Raw genomic sequence first — 18,614 nt, forward strand, 5'->3', positions numbered from 1 at the left:
TTGGGATTCCCTTGTCGGGGTTTCGGTGGTTCATAGGGAGCCAGCTTTTGGGAGGCTGGCGATGGACGCGGATTGGATGGGCGACCTCGAGCGCTGGCTTGAGCCGTTTCTCAACGGGCTGGGGCACAAGGCGCGGCGTCGGATGTGCCCCGCTTATATCGCCGGATTGATCGGTCCGGGCGATCGCAAGAGCATCCAGCCGATGGCGGCGCGCGACGATGCGATCAGCTACGACCGGCTGCATCATTTCATTGGTGCCGGACTGTGGGACAGCAAGCCGCTTGAGGCAGCGCTGTGGCAGCATGCCGAGGGACTGGTCGGCGGTGAGGATGCTTGGCTGATCATCGACGATACAGCCTTGCCGAAGAAGGGCATGAGTTCGGTCGGCGTTGCTCCCCAATATGCATCGGCGCTGGGCAAGAGAGCCAACTGTCAGACACTGGTTTCCACGACTCTCGCGAACGGTGAAGTGCCTGTCATGCTGAGCTTGCGCCTCTTTCTACCCGAGAGCTGGATGGGTGACGACGCGCGGATGGCGAAGGCCGGCGTACCGCAAGGGTATCGCCAGCCCAGGACCAAACCGGAAATCGCGATCGAGGAGATCGACCGGATCATCGCGGCCGGTGTGCGATTTGGCTGCGTGCTTGCCGATGCCGGCTATGGGCTTTCAGCGTCATTCCGACAGGCCTTGAGTACGCGGGAACTGTGCTGGGCGGTGGGCATTCCCAAGCACCAGAAAGTTTATCCTGCCGATGTGGAACTGGTCTTCCCTGTCGCTGGCCGCGGGCGGCCGCGTCAACGCCACGTTCCCGACTGCAAGTCGATCGCTGCCCATCTAATATTGGAAGGTGCCAGATGGCGGCAGGTCAGTTGGCGGCGTGGCACGAAGCGACGTCTCTCCGCCCGCTTTGCGGCGATGCGGGTGCGAATCGCTGACGGGGCGCCGCAACGTATCGGCAGTATGGGATCGCAGCATATGCCCGGCGAAGAGGCTTGGCTGGTGGGCGAGCATCGCTCGAATGAAGAACGCAAATATTATCTCTCGAACCTTCCTGCCGATACGCCGATCAAGAAGTTGGCCGGTGCCATCAAGGCCCGCTGGATCTGCGAACAGGCCCATCAGCAACTCAAGGAAGAGCTGGGGCTCGACCACTTCGAAGGTCGATCATGGACTGGCTTGCACCGACACGCGCTCATGACAATGATCGCCTATGCCTTCCTCCAATCCCGCCGCCTCGCAGCAGCGGGGCGGGAAAAAAAGAATCGGCGGCCCGCCGCCACAGCCCAGCTTGCCAGCAGTCAGGCAAGCCATCCTTGATCACCTCTCACGACCTCCGCCGAGCCATTGCCCCAACTGCGGATACAACCTTCGACCCCCTACAAGACAGAATCTGCCAAAGTAGTGCTAGGCCATCTCGAAGTCCGAAGGATCGGGCTTCAGCGTCGCCGCCCAGTAGTCGACGAGCGCGAACGGCCAGTTCTGGCTGACGCGGCCGGTGGCGTTCTTGTACCAGCTCGAAACGCCCGGCTGGCCCCACGCCATCCGCGCGTTCCCGGCATCGACGCGGCGGTTGAAGATGTCGTGCACGTCCTCGCGCACGTCGAGCGTCCGCGCGCCTTCCTCGCCGAGCATGGCGAGCGCGCGCACGATGTAGCGCACCGAGCATTCCGAGAAGAAGATGATGCTGCCGTTGACGACGATGTTGGTGTTCGGCCCGTAGAGCATGAAGAAGTTCGGGAAGCCCGGCACCGTCATGCCGAGATAGGCGCGCGCGTCGCCCTGCCAGCGGTCGTGGAGTTCGGTGCCGCCCCGGCCCACGACCTTGAAGGTCGAGAGGAAGTCGCTCGCCTTGAAGCCGGTGCCGTAGACGATGACGTCGAAATCGCGGGTTGTGCCGTCCGCGGTCTCGATGCCGGTTTCGGTGATGCGCGCGATCGGCGTCTGTTCCAGATGCACGTTGTCGCGGCGCAGCGCGGCGATCCACACGCCGTTGTCGCGAAGGCTGCGCTTGCCGCCGATCGGATAGTCCGGGATCACCGCCGAAAGCAGGTCCGGCCGCCCCTCGCATTGCAGGCCGATCTGCTGCACGAGCGCGGTCCGGAGTTCGAGGTTCATCGCGCCGATCGTGCCTGGCGGGCCGCTCCAGCCCTCCTCGGCCTTCACGAACGGCAGGATGCCATCGGTCAGCATCCAGAACAGCCAGAAGCGATACCATTTCTCGTAGAAGGGCACGTTTTCGAGCAGCCACTGGACATTGCCGGTGACGGGATCGTGGTAGTTCGGCGTCGGCCCCGCCCACGGCGGCGTGCGTTGGAAGACGGTGAGGCTTCCCGCCTCGGGCGCGATTTCGGGGACGAACTGGTAGGCGCTCGCGCCCGTGCCGATCACCGCGACACGCTTGCCTTTCAGGTCCACGTCGTGCCGCCAGCGCGCGCTGTGGAAGGCCGGCCCCTTGAACGTGCCGACGCCCGGAATGTCGGGCAGACGCGGCTGGTTGAGCTGCCCGACCGCGCTGACGAGCGCGTCGGCCTCTATGCTGCCTGCGTGCCGCCCGGACAGCGTCAGGCGCCAGACGGCGGCGGCCTCGTCCCATTCCGCGCGGTCGACGCTCGTCCCGAAGCGGATCAGCGGGCGGAGGTCGTACTTGTCGGCGATGTCCCGGAAATAGGCGAGCAGCGTCGGCTGCGTCGAATAATGCGCGGGCCAGTGGTGATTCGCCTCGAACGAGTAGGAATAGAGGTGGCTCGGGTTGTCGACGCGGCAGCCGGGATAGGTGTTCTCCAGCCACGTCCCGCCCACGTCCTCGTTCTTCTCGACGACCACCACCTCGTGCCCGGCCTGACGCAGCCGGATCGCGGCGAGCAGCCCCGACATGCCCGCGCCGACTATGGCGACGCGCTTCTCCGCCGGGGCGGGCTCGGGCCGCTTCGGATCGGCGCTTTCGAGGCCGAGTTCCTCCCTCAGGAACGGCACGTAGTGCTTCGGGATGTCGGCCCCGGCGATGAAATCCATCATGCGGCGCACGGTCGCGGCATCGGGCGGCGGCGGTAGGGGAGCACCCGCGAGATGGGCGCTGATCGCCTCCGCCGCGCGCCGCCGCACTTCGTCCTGAAACGCGGGCGGCAGGTTGCCCTGCCCGTCGCCGAAGAAGTCGTAGGTCGGCCGGTTTCCGGTGAGCAGGCCCGTATCCCCGGTCAGGTGGACGAGCGCGCAGATCAGCGACGGGACATGCGCCTCGGTGAGCGCGGCTTCGATTCGGCCTGTGGTCATGGCGGTCTCTCCCCGAAAGACGTGCCATCATTGCGCCAAACGGTCCCCGGTGCAGGCCCCTCAACTTGAGAGCGTGTCGCTTTTGAGAGGGGATTGACCTTGCCGCCGAAATGCCCAAGTCGGACGCGCGAGGTTTTGCAGGAGAGACGGCATGGCAAACGTGACGATCGTTGAGGTGGGCGCGCGCGACGGCCTTCAGAACGAGCCGGAGATCGTCTCCACCGAAAACAAGCTCGGCCTCATCACGCGCATGATCGACGCGGGCGTGCGGCGCCTCGAGGTCGCGAGCTTCGTGAACCCCAAGCGCGTGCCGCAGATGGCGGACGCGGAGGCCGTGATCGCGGGCCTGCCCGATCGCCGCGACGTCTCCTACATCGGCCTCTGCCTCAACAAGCGCGGCGTGCTGCGCGCCATCGAGAGCCGCGAGGGCAACAAGCGCGGCGTCGACGAGGCGGGCTGCGTGCTCGTCGCCTCGAACACGTTCGGCCAGCGCAACCAGGGCCAGACCATCGACGAGGGCATCGCCGAGAACCGCGAGATGCTGCGGCTCGCGCGCGAGAACGGCCTCGTCGCGCAGGTGACGATCTCGGCGGCGTTCGGCTGCCCGTTCGAGGGCCATGTGCCGCCCGAGACCGTCGTGCGCTGCGCCGAGGCGATGGCCGAGGCGGGCGCCGAGGAGATCGCGCTCGCCGACACCATCGGCGTCGGCGTGCCCGCGCAGGTGACGGACCTGTTCGGCCGCGTGCGCGCTGCGGTCGGCGACCGCGTCCGCCTGCGCGCGCACTTCCACAACACGCGCGGCACCGGCATCGCCAACGCGTGGGCGGCCTATGCGGCGGGCGTCAATGTGCTCGATTCCTCGCTCGGCGGGCTCGGCGGCTGCCCGTTCGCGCCGAAGGCGACCGGCAACATCTCGACCGAGGACCTGCTGTTCATGCTGGACGGCTCGGGCGTCTCGACCGGCGTCGATCTCGCCGCCGCCATCGCCACCAACCACTGGTTCGAGACCGTGATGGGCAAGGCGCTGCCCTCGATGGTCGCGAAGGCGGGGCCGCCCGCGGGCGCTTACCCCGCCGCCAATTACTGCGTCTGAATCTCGTCGCGGTCGAGGTCCGCGCCGAGCAGCGGGTTCCTCAGCGAATAGACGAGCATGGCGAGCAGCAGCACCGCGCTCAGCAGGTAGGGCAGCGGCTGCCAGACCTGATAGAGCGCGATGCCGATGGTCGGCGCGATGATGAACGCGGCGCCGTTCACCGCCGTGATCGCGCCCGCCGCGGCGCCCTGATCCTCCAGCCCCACGGCGAGCGAGGCGCCCGCGCTGAACCCCGGCCGCGCGAAGCCGTAGCCGAGCGAGGCGATCGCGAACGACAGCACGATCCCGTAGAAATCGGTCGAAACCGCGAGCAGGATCGAGCCCGCGGCGGCAAGGCCCGCGCCCCAGCGCATCAGCAGCTTCGGCCCCAGATGGAACATCGGAATCAGCGCCCACTGCGCGAGCAGCGTCGCGGCGGCGGCGGCCATCAGCGCGATGCCGATGAAGGTCTGCGCCTCGATGGGCGGCAGGCCGAGCCGGTCGATGATGAAGAAGCCGAGCGACTGGCCGCTCGCCGCCTGCGCGTTGCCGATGGCGAGGCCGTAGATCGAGAACGGCAGGATGCGCGGATCGTGCCACGACAGGCGGCGGTGCGTGCGCGTGCGCGCGCCGTGCGTGCTGCGCGGGCCGGTGGCGACGGTCGGCTCGAGGTTGGCGATCGGCCGTTCCTCGCTCGCGCCCGGCGCGTCGGCGGGCAGGCGGCGCGAGACGACGATCAGCGTCGCGAGCGCGAACACCGCGAAGGCGAACATCGGCCCCGAAAGCGTCACGAACGGCAGCACGAAGAACGGCGCCACCGCCGGTCCCACGATCGTGCCGAGCCCGAACGCCGAGGCGAGCACGGCGAGCGCGCGAGTGCGCTCCGAAGGGCCGGTCCGCGAGGCGACATAGGCCTGCGCCGCCGGGTTGGATGCCGATCCGAACAGGCCGAACAGCGAACGTGCCGCGGCGAAGATGATGAACACCGCGACCGGCGCGATCAGCTTCTCGAGCCCGGCGAGGATCACGAACGCGCAGATCAGCTTCGAGACGAAATAGCCGCCGAGGCCCAGCAGGATCAGCGCCTTGCGGCCGTAGCGGTCGGAGGCGTCGGCCCAGCGCGGTGCGGCGAAGGTCCAGATCAGCGCCGAAAACGAGAAGATCGTCGCCACCAGCAGGTCGGGGATGCCGATCTCGCGGCCGATGGTGGGCAGCACGGATTGCAGCGCGGTGTTGCCCGCCGCCACGACGAACAGCACGAGGAACAGCAGCGCGAAATCGCCGCGCGTGCCGCCGCCCGGCGGGTTCATGCAGCGGCCGCCTTGCGCCGCTCCGACCATGCCGCCATCAGGCAGGCGCCCGCCACGATCGCGCCGCCCACGATCACCTGCGGGCGCACGCTCTCGCCGAACAGCAACCAGCCGAGCAGCGCGCCCCAGCCGAGCGCCGTGTACTCGAACACCACGAGCTTCTGCGCCTCGGCGCGCGCGTAGGCATAGGCCAGAAGCAGGATGCCGCCCGTGCCGAGCGCGCCCATCAGCGCGAACAGCGGGATGGCGCCGGGCGCGGGCAGGGGCGCGGCGAGCAGCGCGAAGGGCGCCGTGTAGAGCGCGGGGAAGGCGGCGGCGAGGAAGCTGATGACCTGCGGATCGTCGCGCGTCGCCCGCTGCCGCAGGAGGACGACGGAGAGCGCGTAGAGCACCGCCGACACGAACACGGCGGCGACCCCCTCGGTGCGGTTCGGTGTCGGCATGGAGACGTGCCCCGTCACCGTCACGAGGACACCGCCGAACCCCACGAGGCAGGCCGCGACGTTGATAAGGCGCATCCGCTCGCCGAGCAGCACGCGCGCGATGAGCGGCACCAGCAGCGGCGCGATGAAGGAGATCGCGATCGCCTCGGCGATCGGGATGGCCCAGAGCCCGTAGAAGAACAGGTACGCCGCGGCGGCGATCACGAGGCCGCGGACCGCATGGCCCTGCAAGGCATCGCGCGACACCGGCGCCTTGCCGAAGCGCAGCATCAGCGGCAGCGCGAGCAGCGCGCCCGCAGCATAGCGCATGAAGGTGACGGTGATGATCGTATGCGTCTGCGCGCCGAACTTGATCGCGGCGTCCATCGCGCAAAGCAGCGCGATGGCGAGAAACGCGAGCAGCATCGGCGGGGCGGAGGACGGGCGCATGGCGCCGCTGCTTGCCGAGGTCCGGCGGGCGCTGTCAATCCGCGCGAAGTGTGAGGGGCGCTATTTCCCCGGCTTCGGCGGGCAGCGCGTCTTGTCGCCGTCCACGCAGGCCTGCCAGTCGGCGATCTCGCGCTGGCGCTGCTCGTAGGCGGCGCGCGCGGCTTCGTACTCCGCCTGCGCCCGCGCCGTGCTCTCCACCGCCGCCTCGTGTTCACGCATTTGCGCCTGGTACGCGGCCTGTGCGGCGGCATACTGGGCATCGGTGGCGTCGGTGCGTGCCTTCACTTCGGCGTTCAGCCGCTTGCGGGCGCTGATGGCGGCCGCGTCTTCCGGCGTGGCGGCGGCTTCGTCGACCGCCGGGGGCGTCGCTGGCGCCGGTTCGGGCACCGGCGCCGGTTGCAGCACCTGTGCGGCCATCGCGAGCATGACGTGTAGAAAAGGCATCGACATTCCTTTCGGATCAGCGGTGTCGGTCTCGGATGACCCATCCGTTCGGCCGGGTATCGTCGGAATTCGCGTTTATTATCACCTCAATGCTTCTACGCTGAACAATTTAAGCGTAGTTATGTTTCGCAATCACACTGTGGGAGGACCCTTGCCGCGGTCGCGGCGCGCAGCAAGGGTCGCAACAGGGAACGCCGCGGGGGAGCTGCTGATGGGCAAAATTCTTGAAAATCTGCACTTTACGCTGGGGCTGGGGCTTGTCCTCGCGCTCGTCCTGATCTTCGGGCTGCACGGCGATTTCGCTACCAACGGCGCCCTTTTCGGACAGACCGTGCTGCGCTGGCTGCACGTGTTCGCGGGCATCACCTGGATCGGGCTGCTCTACTACTTCAATTTCGTCCAGATTCCCACCATGCCGTCGATCCCGGCCGAGCAGAAGCCGGCGGTGAGCAAGCACATCGCCCCCAAGGCGCTGTTCTTCTTCCGCTGGGGCGCGGCCTTCACCGTGCTGTTCGGCCTCCTGCTCGCAGGCCACCTCGGCTACCTCGTCGAGGCGCTGACGCTGCAGTCGCCGTTCCGCCTGATCGGCATCGGCATGTGGCTGGCGCTCATCATGGCGTTCAACGTCTGGTTCATCATCTGGCCGAACCAGAAGAAGGCGCTCGGGCTCGTGGAGGCGGACGACGCGACGAAGGCGAAAGCCGGGCGCGCGGCGATGCTGGCGAGCCGCACCAACACGCTGCTGTCGATCCCGATGCTCTACGCGATGGCGGCCTACCAGTCCTGGGCGGTCTGACCCGCTCACGCGGCGGAAAGCCGGGCAAGGAAGGGCGGTCCTGACGGGCCGCCCTTTCTCGTTCGGGCGCCGCGGGTTGGCGGGCGTGGCTTAGAGAATGTTTACCTTATCCTGCGAGTGTCCGCTGAGCCCCGCACGACCGGTCCGCGCGGGGGGCACGGAGTACTCGGATTGTTCGAAACACAGTTGCGCATCCGTTCGCTTGCCTATGCCGGCGCGGCGTCCGCCGTGATTGCCGTGCTCGTGTTCGCCTACAGCCTCGGCTGGCCGCCGGCGCTGCCATCGGTGGGCGCGCTCGTCGTGCTCGGCGGCATCGTCGCTGCCAGCGCGGCCGCGGTCTTCGCGGCCGTCTACTACACGGTGGCGCCGGTGGTGATCGCCGTGGAGCGGATCACCGATTTCGTGCGCCCGCGCCGCGACGGCGACGTCGCGCCGCCGATCCCGCGCTCGGTGCGCCGCACGCTGCCGAAGCTGACGGCGGCGATCGAGCTGTTCAAGAAGCGTATCCAGACCAACATCGACACCATCCAGCAGACCGCGCTGCAGGACCCCGTCACGGACCTTCCGAACCGGCTGAGCTTCCGCCGCACGGTCGAACGCCACCTGCGCAGCATGGCGCGCCGGGAAGGTGCGAAGAGCGCGATCCTGTTCATCGACCTCGACCGCTTCAAGTCCGTCAACGACAGCCTCGGCCACGCGCAGGGCGACGTGCTGCTGGCGATGTTCGCGGCGCGGATGCGCGTGCTGCTCTCCGCCGAATCGAACCGCCGGGGCGCGGGCTGCGGCGAAGCCGTGCTCGCGCGTCTCGCGGGTGACGAGTTCACCGTGCTGCTCCCGGACGTTTCCGGCCCGGCCGACGCCACCAAGCTCGCGCGGCAGATCCTGCGCGCCATGCAGGAGCCGTTCGAGTTCGCGGGCCAGTCGATCGTGATCGGCGCCAGCATCGGCATCTGCATCGCGCCCGACGACGGCGAGACCTACGAGACGCTGACGCGCAACGCCGACACGGCGATGTACTACGCGAAGGACAGCGGGCGGAACCAGTACCACCTGTTCGAAGCGGCGATGCACGAGCGCGTGCGCGACCGCCTTCAGCTCGAAACCATGCTGCGCGCGGCGATCGCGGGCGGCCAGTTCGAGCTGCACATGCAGCCGCAGATCAATGCCGAGAGCGGCAGGCTCGTGTCGGCGGAGGCGCTGATCCGCTGGCGCCACCCGGACAAGTCGCTGCGCGCCCCGGCCTCGTTCATCGACATCGCCGAGGACAGCGGCCTTATCGTCGATGTCGGCCGCTGGGTGATCGCGGAGGCCGCGCGCATCGTCGGCGAATGGCACGCCCGCGGCGACAGGTTGCGGCTCAGCGTCAACGTCTCGCCGCAGCAGGTCGAGCGCGCCGATTTCGTGCGGCACGTCCGCGCGTGCATCGAGGCGGCGTCGGCACCGCCGGAGATGCTGGAGATCGAGATCACCGAATCGACGGTGATGTCGTCCGATCCCGTGATCGTCGATCGCCTCGCGGAAGTGCGCGGGCTCGGCATCAGCATCGCCATCGACGATTTCGGCACCGGCTATTCGAACCTCGCGCGGCTGAAGGACCTGCCGATCGACCGGCTGAAGATCGACCGGTCACTCGTCAAGGACGTCGCCACCAGCGCGGACTCGCGCACCATCATCCAGGCGATCGTCAGCCTTGCCGGCGGGCTCGGCTACGAGTGCGTCGCGGAAGGCGTGGAGAGCGAGATTCAGGCCGACATCCTCAGCGTCATCGGTTGCGAGACGCTTCAGGGCTACTGGATCTCGAAGCCGATCCCGCTCGCCGAATTCGAAACCTGGCGCGACGCGCATGAGCCGGAGCACGTCGGAGCGGCGTTTTGACCAGACCCCTGAAGACGCGCCCGGGTTTCAGGGCACGGCTTGAGCGTCTGCCCTTCCGCGTCAAGCTCGCTGCGGCGGTGCTGTTCGCCTGCACGGTGGCGCTGGCGCTCGCCAGTTCGGTGTTCGCCTATCTCCAGTACCAGACCGTCGTCGCGGCGACCTACAAGATCCAGGAGCTGACGACGCAGGGCGTCGCCAGCATCGCTGCCGGGCCGATCCTCGCCGGCGACACCGACGAGACGCTGCGCGTGCTGCGCCAGCTCGATTCGGTGCAGGTGATCCGGCAGGTGCGCGTGCGCGACGTGGCGGGCCGCGACATCATCACGCTGAAACGCACCTCGCCCGATCCCAAGGGCCGCAAGGCGGTGTCGTCCGCACCCATCGTCGCCAAGGGCAGGATGCTCGGCTCGATCGAGATCACCACGGTCGAGGAATTCGATACAAGGCCGTCGTTCGCCTATCTGTTCGCCGTCATCGGCATCATCGCCGTGGCGTTCCTCGTCTCGCTGTTCTTCGCGGCGGGGATCAGCGTCCTGCTGTTCCGGCCGCTCAAGGTGATGACGCTGGCGATGGAGCGCATCCGCGACAGCGGCGACTACAGCCAGCGCGTCGAGCGGCTCGGCGACGACGAGACGCGGCGCGTCATTGATCTGCTGAACGCCATGCTCGACGAGGTGGAACGCCGCGACAGCGAGCTCGCCACCGCCGCCACGGAGCTTGCCGAGGCGCGCGACGTCGCGCAGCACGCGAGCGAGGCCAAGTCGCAGTTCCTCGCCAACATGAGCCACGAGCTGCGCACGCCGCTCAACGCCATCATCGGCTATGCCGACGTGCTCAGGCAGGACCTCGCCGAGCAGGGGCAGGCGCAGCTCTCCGAGGACGCGCGCTGGATCGACGGTTCGGCGCGGCACCTGCTCTCCATGATCAACGAGCTGCTCGACATGGCCAAGATCGAGGCGGGCCGCATGGAGATCGACGTGCACGAGTTCAGCGTGCAGGGCCTCCTCGAAGAGGTCCGCTCGACGCTGGAGCCGCTCGCGCAGCAGCAGGGCAACCGGCTGGAGCTGCGTATCGCGCCCGATGTCGGCATTGCCGAGCACGATTCCATGAAGCTGCGCCAGTGCCTGATCAACCTCGGCGGCAATGCCTGCAAGTTCACGAAGCAGGGCCATGTCATCCTGTCGGCGCGGTCGCTCACCATCGCGCGGCGCGACTGGATCGAGATCAGCGTTTCGGATTCGGGCATCGGCATGACGCCCGAGCAGATCGAGAAGCTGTTCGAGCCCTTCGTGCAGGCCGACGCCTCGACGACGCGCCGCTTCGGCGGCACCGGCCTCGGCCTTGCCATCACGGCGCGTCTTGCCGAGCTGATGGGCGCGCGCCTTTCGGTCGACAGCCTGCCGGGCGTCGGCTCCACGTTCAACCTGCGCCTGCCCCGCAAGCATCAGGAATCCCTGCGCGAATGGGACGATGCGACCGGCACGCAAAAAGGGTCAATCAATAATCAACCAAATCCTGAGACCATCGCGGCATAAAGAACAAGACATGGGCGTATTGATGACTGTGAACGCAGGAGACCGGAACGGGTGCCGAATCCTCGTCGTGGACGACGTGGAGGCGAACCGTTCCGTGGTGTGCAGGCGGCTCGAACGCCTGAATTATACGGTGGTTTCGGCCGAGAGCGGCGAGGCCGCGCTCCAGATCATCGAGAAATCGCCGCCCGATCTCGTGCTGCTCGACTACATGATGCCGAACATGAACGGCATCGACGTGCTGCGCGAGCTTCGCACCAATTCGCGCGTCAGCGAGGTACCGGTGATCATGCTGACGGCGCGCGCGGACGCGCAGACCGTGGTCGCCTCGCTGGAAGCGGGCGCCGACGACTATGTCTCGAAGCCCATCGACTTCGACGTGCTCGCCGCGCGCATCGAGGCGCAGCTCCAGCGCCGCCAGCACGCCGCCAACCTGAAGCTCGCCAACGCCAAGCTCGACGAGCGGGTGACGCGCCGCGCCATCGAGCTTTCGGAGCTCGAGGAGCAACTCGAACTCGAAAGCGAGCAGCGCCGCGTGCTGCAAAGCGAGGTCGAGCGCCTGATCGCCGACCGCAAGGCCGTGCTGACCGGCGGCATCAACCCCGATCTCATCGAGCCGCCGCTCCAGCGTATCGCGCAGATCGCCGACAGCCTCGCCGATCCGGGGCGCGCCGACCTGCCGGTGAACCCGGCCGCGATTGCCGAGATCGCGGCGCTGGCGCGGCAGGCGCTGGGCGCCGTTCGCTAGCGGAACCATCCCCTCGCGCGCAGCCACGTGAGGACGCCGACGGCAAGCGCGACGTTGAAGCCGACGATGGCGTAGAAGGCCCACGCCTCGTCGGCGTAGGGGATGCCTGCGACGTTCATGCCGATGAGCCCGGTGATGAACGTGAGCGGCAGGAACACCGCCGAGACGATCGACAGCACGAGCGTGCGGTTGCCGACCGCCTCCTGACGGAGATCCGAAAGCTGGTCGGAAAGCACCGCCGCCTGATCGCGGACGGCGTCGATCTCCTCGATGATGCGGGTCACGCTGTTGGCGGCGGCGGCGAGGTTGATCCGATCGCTTTCGTCGAAGAACCCGAACGGCCCGCTCGCAAGCTGCGAGAGCGCGTCGCGCTGCGGCGAGATATAGCGCCTGAGGCCGATCGCCGTGCGGCGCACCTTGCCGATGCGTGGGCGCAGATGCCGCCGCCGCTCGTCGATCACGTCCTCCTCCAGCAGGTCGAGGCTTTGCGAGAGGTCGTCGAGCGTATGGTCGATCCGCCGGATCAGCACGTCGGCGAGCTCCACGATGAAATCGCCCGCGTCGCGCACCGCGCGGTCGCGCAGCACGTGCTCCATGTCGGCGATGGCGAGCAGCGGCCGGAAGTTGATGCTGAGCACCTCGCCCGCCGTCACCCACAGGCGGATCGAGACGAGATCGTCGGGATCGGCGTCGGGGTTCTCGTTGACGCCGCGCAGGATGACGAGCGCGCCGTCGCCGATCTTCACGGCGCGCGGCCGCGTCTCGAGCTCGAGCAGCGCCCAGACCGCCGCTTCGGGGATGCCGGAGCGGCGCTCCAGCCATTCGCGGCACGCCGCGTCGTTGCCGTCGATGTGGCGCCAGAGCAGCGCGCAGGACGGTGCCGCATCGGAGTCCGGCGGCGTGTCGATGCGCGTCGCCGCGCCGTCCGGCATGATCGTGTAGGCGAAACTGCCGTTCTCGACTGCGTTCACGGCGATCTCCGCAGGATGACGGTCAGCCCCGGGCGGACGTCGCCTGTCTCGCGGGTGAGGCGGACGGCGTCGCGGCGGCTGCGGTCGAGAACGGCGGCCGGAACATCTTCGCCGTGCACGATCGTGTCCGCGCGGGACAGGAGCCGAACCTGCCGGAGCGTCAGGTCGTCGGGATCGTCGCTCGTCAGCACGATCTCGTGGCGTTCGGCAGCGTGCGTGTCGCTGAGGGCGAGCGCGGCGTCGATCCGCGCCGCGGCGTCGGGCACGTCGCCGAAAGGGTCGAGCGCCGCGCCGGGAGCGAGCAGCCGGTCCCAGAACCGGCGCCGTCCCGATGGCGTCGGCCGGGCGTCCGTCACCCGCGCGCGCGCCGCGCGGATGTTGCGGGCAAGCGTGCCGAGCGACGCCGGGAGCAGCACTTCCAGCCGTTCGCGCAGCGCCTTCGCGAGCGTTGCGGATGCCCCGCCCGTGCCGATGGCGACGAGCACGGGGGAGCGGTCGACGATGGCAGGCACGGTGAAGTCGCAGAGATCGGGACGATCGACGACGTTGACGAGCAGCCCCTGCGCGTGAAGCGCGGCGACCTCGGCCGGGCTCGTCTCCTCAGCGATGAAGGCGATGCGCGCCGCATCGGGATCGTCGGTCAGGCGCCCGCCCGCGCTTTCGATCAGCCGCCGCCTCGCCTCCGCCGCCTCGCCCTCGCCGACGAGCAGCACGGACATGCCCTTCAGGTTCAGGAAGACGGGAAGCTGGTCCATCGGCGGCATGGATGCCACGCCCGCGCCGGACTGGAAAGTGGCAGGCGTGTTGAAGGTTGTGCGCCCCTCGACTTCGCTCGGGATGATGGATGTAGCGTAAAAGCCTATTTCATCCCGAGCGAAGTCGAGGGACGCACCACGGCGCCACGGCCGTCAGAAGCTCGGCAGCTCGCTGACGCCGGTGTGGATGCCGCACTCGGTCTTGTCCCAGCCGCGCCAGCGCCCGGCGCGCGGGTCCTCGCCCGGCTTCACGACGCTCGTGCAGGGCTGGCAGCCGATCGAGAGATAGCCTTCCGCCTCCAGCGGATGGCGCGGCAGGTCGCGCTCCGCGAAATAGGCGTCGAGGTCGGCCTTCACCCAGTCGCCGAGCGGGTTCAGCTTCAGGCGCCCGTCCTCGATCTCGAAGCGGGGCAGGGCGGCGCGCGTCTGCGACTGGAACGCCTTGCGGCCGGAAATCCAGCTGTCGAGGCCCTGCTTGGCGCGGGCCAGCGGCTCCACCTTGCGGATCGCGCAGCAGCCGTCCGGGTCGTAGGACCAGCGCAGGCCCGTCGCGTCCTTCGCTTCGAGCACGACGGGGTCGGGCGTCACCACCGCGCGGTTCGTCATGCCCAGCCGGTCGAGCAGCTGTTCGCGGTAACGCTCGGTTTCCGGGAACATCTTCAGCGTGTCGACGAACACCACCGGCACGTCCGGATCGACGCGTGCGACGAGATCGAGCAGCACGGCGCTCTCGGTACCGAACGAGGAGACAACCGCCGTCCGCCCGAGCAGCTTTTCCGCGAACACCGCGCGCAGCATGTCGAGCGTGCCGACGCCCGCGAAGCGCGCATTCAGCGCGTCGGCGTCCTCTTGCGTGTAGGCCGGGCGCACGTCGATGGTGTCGAGCTTGCGGGCGGCCGCTTCAGCCATGACGCAAGGCCCAGATCGGCACGGCGTCGTCCGCCGCGTGCTGATAGACGTGCGGATAGCGCGCAAGGGAGGCGTTCACGTCGTCCATGTCGAAGGGCGCGTTAGGCGCGAAACTGTCGAAGCCGCAGCGGCGCATGAACCAGAGGAGGTCCACCAGAACGTCGCCGGTGGCCTTGATCTCGCCAGTATAACCCATTTCGCGCAGGATGCGCGCGCTCGAAAAGCCGCGCCCGTCGCGGAAGCGCGGGAAGTCGATCTCCACCAGCCGCACCCGTTCGAGCGTAGGCTCGAGGCGGCGCACATCGTCGCCCGCCTCGATGCGGACGGAGCCGGCGTTCGACTGGTCGAGGAAGGCGTCGAGCGTCACCGCCGGCTCGTCGGCCTGCGGGTCGTCGCGGAAGCGCAGGACATCAACCATAGATCGCCTCCTTGAAGCCGTCCATGCCGACGCGGCGATAGGTGTCGAGGAAGCGTTCGCCCGGCGCGCGGATCTCGCAATAGCGCTCGATCGCGCGTTCCACCGCATCGACGATGCCCGCTTCATCGAAGCCGGGGCCGGTGATCTTGGCCTGGCTTGCATCCTCCGCGCCCGACCCGCCGAGCAGGAGCTGGTAGTTCTCCGTGCCCTTGCGGTCGACGCCGAGGATGCCGATGTGGCCGGCGTGGTGGTGGCCGCAGGCGTTGATGCAGCCGGAGACCTTGATCTTCAGCTCGCCGAGGTCGCGCTGGCGCGCCGGATCGGCGAAGCGCTTGGCGATCTTCTGCGCCACCGGGATCGAGCGCGCGTTGGCGAGGCTGCAATAGTCGAGGCCGGGGCAGGCGATGATGTCGGTCACGAGGTCGAGGTTCGCCTCGCCGAGCCCGGCCTCGCTGAGCGCCCGCCACACCGCGTAGAGGTCCTGCTTGCGGACGTGCGGCAGCACGAGGTTCTGCGCGTGCGTCGCCCGCAGCTCGTCGAAACTGTAGCGCTCGGCGAGATCGGCCACGATCTCCATCTGCTCGGCTGAGATGTCGCCGGGAATCTGGCCGATCGGCTTCAGGCTGATGTTGACGATCGCGTAGCCGGGGGCCTTGTGCGCGGCCACCTGCCGGTCGACCCACAGCGCGAAATCGGGGTCGGAGCGGTCGATGTCCTCGGCAAGCCCGCTCTCGAACAGCGGCGGCGCGAAATAGGCGGCGACGCGGTCGTATTCGGCCTGCGGGAAATCCTGGTCCAGCGTCAGGAAGTGCGCGAACTCCTCCTCCACCTGGCGGCGGAATTCCTCCTCGCCCAGTTCATGGACGAGGATCTTCATGCGCTGCTTGTGGATGTTGTCGCGCCGGGCGTGGCGGTTCCACACCCTGAGGATCGCCTGAAGATAGGAGAAAATCTGGCCCGCGGGCAGGAAGTCGCGAATCTTGTAGGCGATGATCGGGGTGCGGCCCATGCCGCCGCCCGAATAGACCTCGAAGCCGATCTCGCCGGCGTCCGATTTCACAATCCTGAGCGCGGTGTCGTGCCAGCGCAGCGCCGCGCGGTCCTCGGGCGTCGCGACGACGGCGATCTTGAACTTGCGCGGCAGATAGCTGAACTCCGGCATGAACGTGGTCATCTGCCGGATCATCTCGGCCCACGGACGCGGGTCGATCACCTCGCCCGCCGCGGCGCCGGCGTACTGGTCGGCGGAGATGTTGCGGATGCTCTCGCCGCTGGTCTGGATGGCGTGCATCTCCACCGTGGCGAGCTCGGCCAGGATGTCGGGCGCTTCCTCCAGCTTGATCCAGTTGTACTGGATGTTCTGCCGGGTGGTGAAATGGCCGTAGCCGCGGTCGTAGGTGCGCGCGATGTGCGCCAGCTTGCGCATCTGGCGGCTGTCCAGCGTGCCGTAGGGGATCGCGACACGCAGCATGTAGGCGTGGAGCTGAAGATAAAGTCCGTTCTTGAGCCTCAGGGGCTTGAACTGGTCGTCGGTCAGCTTGCCTTCGATGCGGCGGCGCGTCTGGTCGCGGAATTCCTCGACCCGCGCATCGACCATCGCGCGGTCATACTGGTCGTACCTGTACATCAGATCACCCATCCCCCCGCCGTCGGATCGGCGGGCTTGATGTTGAGGTCGGGGCGCACGGTCGGGCCGGCGGCGCGGATGCGGTCCTTGATATGGCCGGGGCGCGGGCCTTCGGGCGTCGCCTCGCCGTCCACCACATAGGGCGCGTTCACGCGGCACGCGGCTTCCTCCGCGGCGGCGATGGCCTCGCCGTGGCCGTCGACGTCGGCCGCCTCGGCGATGTGGCGCGACCAGTCGCTGCCCGTCCACCAGACGACATCGCCGGTCTTGAGGTCGTTTCCCGTCAGCAGCTTCACGCCTGCATCTCCAGTGTCCTGATGTCCACGTCCGTGCCGAGCGCGGCGACCGCGCCGACGACGATCAGCGCCGGGCTCTTCACCGCGTGCCGCGCGACCGTGCCCTCGAGGTCTGCAAGGATGCTGCGGATGACGCGCGCGCCCGGCAGCGTGCCGCGTTCGAGGATCGCGACCGGCACGTCCGGCGTCAGCCCGTCCGCCATCAGCTTCTCGGCGATCGCGGCGGAGGTGGCGACGCCCATGTAGATGACGAGCGTGCGGCCCTTGCCGGCAAGCCCGGCCCAGTTCTGCTCGGTGAGGCTCTTGCACTGGCCGGCGACGAAGCTGACGATCGAGGCGTGGTCGCGGTGTGTCAGCGGCATCAGCGCTTCCGCCGCCGCGCCGAGCGGCGACGAGATGCCGGGGACGACCTCGACGGGCACGCCCGCGGCCCGCGCCGCCTCCACTTCCTCGCCGCCGCGTCCGAAGATGAACGGATCGCCGCCCTTCACGCGCACGACGACATGCCCCGCCTTCGCCTCGGCGACGAGGAGCGCGTTGATTTCCGCCTGCGGCATCGTGTGGCGCGCGCGCCGCTTGGCGACGCTGATGCGGCGCGCATCGCGCGGCGCGAGGTCGAGCACGCGCGGGTCGACGAGCCCGTCGTGGACGACGACGTCTGCAAGCCCGAGCGCCCGCGCCGCGCGCAGCGCCAGAAGGTCCGGATCTCCCGGCCCGGCGCCGACGAGGATGAGTTTGCCCATGATCATGGGTGCTAGATGGTCTCCTCGCGCGCGCAGGCCAAGCAAGGCTTTCTTTGGCAGGGCCAAGGCGGGCTTGATGCGCGCGGATCAGCCGAAGTTCGGCGGCCGCTTCTGCATGAAGGCGGTGGCGGCCTCCATGAACTCCGGCGATTTCAGCCGCTCGGTGAAAAGCGCGCTTTCATGCGCCATGCGCGCGCCGGTTTCCTCGCGGTTCCGGCGCAGCAGGCCTTTCGTCAGTCGCACCGCCTCGGGCGCCTTGGCGGCGATGCCGTGCGCGATGCGGCGCGCCTCGGTTTCAAGCTCTGCGTGCGGTGCGAAGCGCGAGGCAAGGCCGATCTTCACCGCCTCCTCGCCGGAAAGCCGCCGCCCGGTCAGGAACATGTCGCTGGCGAGTGCCGTGCCGACCACCTGCGGCAGCAGCAGCGACGACCCGGCTTCCGGCACCAGCGCGAGGTCGGCGAACGGCGTTTGCAGCATGGCGTTCCCGGAGACGACGACGATGTCACAGTGCAGCAGCATCGTGGTGCCGACGCCCACGGCGACGCCGCCCACGGCCGCCATCAGCGGCTTCTCGGCGTTCAGGATCGCGCGCAGGAACCGCGCCACCGGCGTGTCCGTGCCGCGCGGCGGGTTCGACTGGAAGTCGACGAGGTCGTTGCCGGCCGTGAACGCGTCGCCCGCGCCGGTCAGCAGCACGACGCGGATGCCGTCGTCCTCCTGCGCGCCGTCGATCGCGTCCGCCATCGCGGCGTACATGGCGTGCGTCAGCGCGTTCTTCTTGTCGGGGCGGTTCATGGTGACGACGAGCACGCGGCCGTCGCGTTCGATGCGGATAGTGTCGGTCATGCGGGGCTCAATGCCGGAAACGCACGGCGACGGGTAGCTCGGAGAGAGGACAGGGTGGTGCGTCCTCCGGCCTTCGCCCGTCCCGGGGTGCCCGCGTTGGCAGGCGTCCGAAGGGCTCGGGACGCAAGC

The 18,614-nt window shown here is 68.4% G+C and carries 18 protein-coding genes; 6 read left to right on the forward strand and 12 right to left on the reverse strand.

All coding sequences use genetic code 11. The features are described 5' to 3' along the window. Positions 1–61 precede the first annotated feature (61 nt). Positions 62–1,318, forward strand: coding sequence for an IS701 family transposase (locus PE061_RS11230; protein WP_271255375.1), 1,257 nt, complete (start codon positions 62–64; stop codon positions 1,316–1,318). An 87-nt stretch (positions 1,319–1,405) separates the two neighbouring features. On the opposite strand, the gene PE061_RS11235 is transcribed toward PE061_RS11230, so the two are convergent. Further along, positions 1,406–3,271 (reverse strand): flavin-containing monooxygenase, encoded by a 1,866-nt coding sequence (locus tag PE061_RS11235; RefSeq protein ID WP_271255376.1) that lies wholly within the window; start codon positions 3,269–3,271, stop codon positions 1,406–1,408. Positions 3,272–3,422: 151 nt separating this feature from the next. Between PE061_RS11235 and PE061_RS11240 the strand changes: the two genes are divergently transcribed. Continuing rightward, positions 3,423–4,364 carry a hydroxymethylglutaryl-CoA lyase gene (locus PE061_RS11240; protein WP_271255377.1) on the forward strand — a complete coding sequence of 314 codons (942 nt, stop codon included), beginning with the start codon at positions 3,423–3,425 and terminating at the stop codon, positions 4,362–4,364. Here PE061_RS11240 and PE061_RS11245 read toward each other — a convergent pair. From PE061_RS11245 to PE061_RS11255, 3 genes are read right to left on the reverse strand one after another with little or no spacing between them, the layout of a single operon-like run. After that, entirely contained in the window at positions 4,352–5,653 is a 1,302-nt protein-coding gene (locus tag PE061_RS11245; protein WP_271255378.1) for an MFS transporter, read from the reverse strand. The genes PE061_RS11240 and PE061_RS11245 overlap by 13 nt on opposite strands. Next, on the reverse strand, positions 5,650–6,525 hold the full coding sequence (locus PE061_RS11250; RefSeq protein ID WP_271255379.1) for a DMT family transporter: 876 nt from the start codon (positions 6,523–6,525) through the stop codon (positions 5,650–5,652). Before PE061_RS11250 ends, PE061_RS11245 begins: the two co-directional genes overlap by 4 nt. 60 nt (positions 6,526–6,585) lie before the next feature. Further along, on the reverse strand, positions 6,586–6,969 hold the full coding sequence (locus PE061_RS11255) for a hypothetical protein (RefSeq protein WP_271255380.1): 384 nt from the start codon (positions 6,967–6,969) through the stop codon (positions 6,586–6,588). 211 nt (positions 6,970–7,180) lie between these two features. Between PE061_RS11255 and PE061_RS11260 the strand changes: the two genes are divergently transcribed. The 4 genes from PE061_RS11260 (at position 7,181) to PE061_RS11275 (ending at position 11,920) form a co-directional block, all read left to right on the forward strand. After that, positions 7,181–7,765, forward strand: a complete 585-nt coding sequence (locus tag PE061_RS11260) for a urate hydroxylase PuuD (protein WP_271255381.1) — start codon at positions 7,181–7,183, stop codon at positions 7,763–7,765. Between the two features lie 186 nt (positions 7,766–7,951). Further along, a complete protein-coding gene (locus tag PE061_RS11265) occupies positions 7,952–9,640 on the forward strand; it encodes a putative bifunctional diguanylate cyclase/phosphodiesterase (RefSeq protein WP_271255382.1) in 1,689 nt (562 codons plus the stop codon). Next, positions 9,637–11,175: a sensor histidine kinase gene (locus PE061_RS11270; protein ID WP_271255383.1), complete on the forward strand. Its 1,539-nt coding sequence runs from the start codon at positions 9,637–9,639 to the stop codon at positions 11,173–11,175. The genes PE061_RS11265 and PE061_RS11270 overlap by 4 nt, the downstream gene beginning before the upstream one ends. Positions 11,176–11,197: 22 nt before the next feature. Next, positions 11,198–11,920: a response regulator transcription factor gene (locus PE061_RS11275; RefSeq protein WP_271255384.1), complete on the forward strand. Its 723-nt coding sequence runs from the start codon at positions 11,198–11,200 to the stop codon at positions 11,918–11,920. On the opposite strand, the gene PE061_RS11280 is transcribed toward PE061_RS11275, so the two are convergent. From PE061_RS11280 to PE061_RS11315, 8 genes are all read right to left on the reverse strand, one after another. Then, complete coding sequence (locus PE061_RS11280) at positions 11,917–12,891, reverse strand: zinc transporter ZntB (protein WP_271255385.1); 975 nt, start codon at positions 12,889–12,891, stop codon at positions 11,917–11,919. The two genes, PE061_RS11275 and PE061_RS11280, sit on opposite strands and share 4 nt — an antisense overlap. Then, positions 12,888–13,655, reverse strand: coding sequence for a precorrin-2 dehydrogenase/sirohydrochlorin ferrochelatase family protein (locus PE061_RS11285; RefSeq protein WP_271255386.1), 768 nt, complete (start codon positions 13,653–13,655; stop codon positions 12,888–12,890). Before PE061_RS11285 ends, PE061_RS11280 begins: the two co-directional genes overlap by 4 nt. 144 nt (positions 13,656–13,799) lie before the next feature. Beyond that, the gene (locus tag PE061_RS11290) at positions 13,800–14,555 is read right to left on the reverse strand and encodes a phosphoadenylyl-sulfate reductase (RefSeq protein WP_271255387.1); all 756 of its coding nucleotides are present in this window, start codon (positions 14,553–14,555) and stop codon (positions 13,800–13,802) included. Next, positions 14,548–14,973, reverse strand: a complete 426-nt coding sequence (locus tag PE061_RS11295) for a DUF934 domain-containing protein (RefSeq protein ID WP_271255388.1) — start codon at positions 14,971–14,973, stop codon at positions 14,548–14,550. Before PE061_RS11295 ends, PE061_RS11290 begins: the two co-directional genes overlap by 8 nt. Then, positions 14,966–16,600 carry a nitrite/sulfite reductase gene (locus PE061_RS11300; protein ID WP_271259178.1) on the reverse strand — a complete coding sequence of 545 codons (1,635 nt, stop codon included), beginning with the start codon at positions 16,598–16,600 and terminating at the stop codon, positions 14,966–14,968. The genes PE061_RS11295 and PE061_RS11300 overlap by 8 nt, the downstream gene beginning before the upstream one ends. Beyond that, complete coding sequence (locus PE061_RS11305) at positions 16,600–16,896, reverse strand: DUF2849 domain-containing protein (protein WP_271255389.1); 297 nt, start codon at positions 16,894–16,896, stop codon at positions 16,600–16,602. The genes PE061_RS11300 and PE061_RS11305 overlap by 1 nt, the downstream gene beginning before the upstream one ends. Further along, complete coding sequence (cobA, locus tag PE061_RS11310; protein WP_271255390.1) at positions 16,893–17,645, reverse strand: uroporphyrinogen-III C-methyltransferase; 753 nt, start codon at positions 17,643–17,645, stop codon at positions 16,893–16,895. Before cobA ends, PE061_RS11305 begins: the two co-directional genes overlap by 4 nt. An 81-nt stretch (positions 17,646–17,726) precedes the next feature. Continuing rightward, on the reverse strand, positions 17,727–18,485 hold the full coding sequence (locus PE061_RS11315) for an enoyl-CoA hydratase (RefSeq protein WP_271255391.1): 759 nt from the start codon (positions 18,483–18,485) through the stop codon (positions 17,727–17,729). Between the last annotated feature and the right edge of the window lie 129 nt (positions 18,486–18,614).

Source organism: Sphingosinicella microcystinivorans, from assembly GCF_027941835.1.
Taxonomy (GTDB): Bacteria; Pseudomonadota; Alphaproteobacteria; order Sphingomonadales; family Sphingomonadaceae; genus Sphingosinicella.

What these genes read in the sequence shown, in the direction of transcription:
- PE061_RS11315 (WP_271255391.1), bottom strand. Translation starts at nt 18,485, where the DNA reads ATGACCGACACTATCCGCATCGAACGCGACGGCCGCGTGCTCGTCGTC.
- PE061_RS11240 (WP_271255377.1), top strand. Translation starts at nt 3,423, where the DNA reads ATGGCAAACGTGACGATCGTTGAGGTGGGCGCGCGCGACGGCCTTCAG.
- PE061_RS11290 (WP_271255387.1), bottom strand. Translation starts at nt 14,555, where the DNA reads ATGGCTGAAGCGGCCGCCCGCAAGCTCGACACCATCGACGTGCGCCCG.
- PE061_RS11235 (WP_271255376.1), bottom strand. Translation starts at nt 3,271, where the DNA reads ATGACCACAGGCCGAATCGAAGCCGCGCTCACCGAGGCGCATGTCCCG.
- PE061_RS11285 (WP_271255386.1), bottom strand. Translation starts at nt 13,655, where the DNA reads ATGCCGCCGATGGACCAGCTTCCCGTCTTCCTGAACCTGAAGGGCATG.
- PE061_RS11250 (WP_271255379.1), bottom strand. Translation starts at nt 6,525, where the DNA reads ATGCGCCCGTCCTCCGCCCCGCCGATGCTGCTCGCGTTTCTCGCCATC.
- PE061_RS11295 (WP_271255388.1), bottom strand. Translation starts at nt 14,973, where the DNA reads ATGGTTGATGTCCTGCGCTTCCGCGACGACCCGCAGGCCGACGAGCCG.
- PE061_RS11245 (WP_271255378.1), bottom strand. Translation starts at nt 5,653, where the DNA reads ATGAACCCGCCGGGCGGCGGCACGCGCGGCGATTTCGCGCTGCTGTTC.
- cobA (WP_271255390.1), bottom strand. Translation starts at nt 17,645, where the DNA reads ATGATCATGGGCAAACTCATCCTCGTCGGCGCCGGGCCGGGAGATCCG.
- PE061_RS11300 (WP_271259178.1), bottom strand. Translation starts at nt 16,600, where the DNA reads ATGTACAGGTACGACCAGTATGACCGCGCGATGGTCGATGCGCGGGTC.
- PE061_RS11275 (WP_271255384.1), top strand. Translation starts at nt 11,198, where the DNA reads ATGACTGTGAACGCAGGAGACCGGAACGGGTGCCGAATCCTCGTCGTG.
- PE061_RS11230 (WP_271255375.1), top strand. Translation starts at nt 62, where the DNA reads ATGGACGCGGATTGGATGGGCGACCTCGAGCGCTGGCTTGAGCCGTTT.
- PE061_RS11260 (WP_271255381.1), top strand. Translation starts at nt 7,181, where the DNA reads ATGGGCAAAATTCTTGAAAATCTGCACTTTACGCTGGGGCTGGGGCTT.
- PE061_RS11255 (WP_271255380.1), bottom strand. Translation starts at nt 6,969, where the DNA reads ATGCCTTTTCTACACGTCATGCTCGCGATGGCCGCACAGGTGCTGCAA.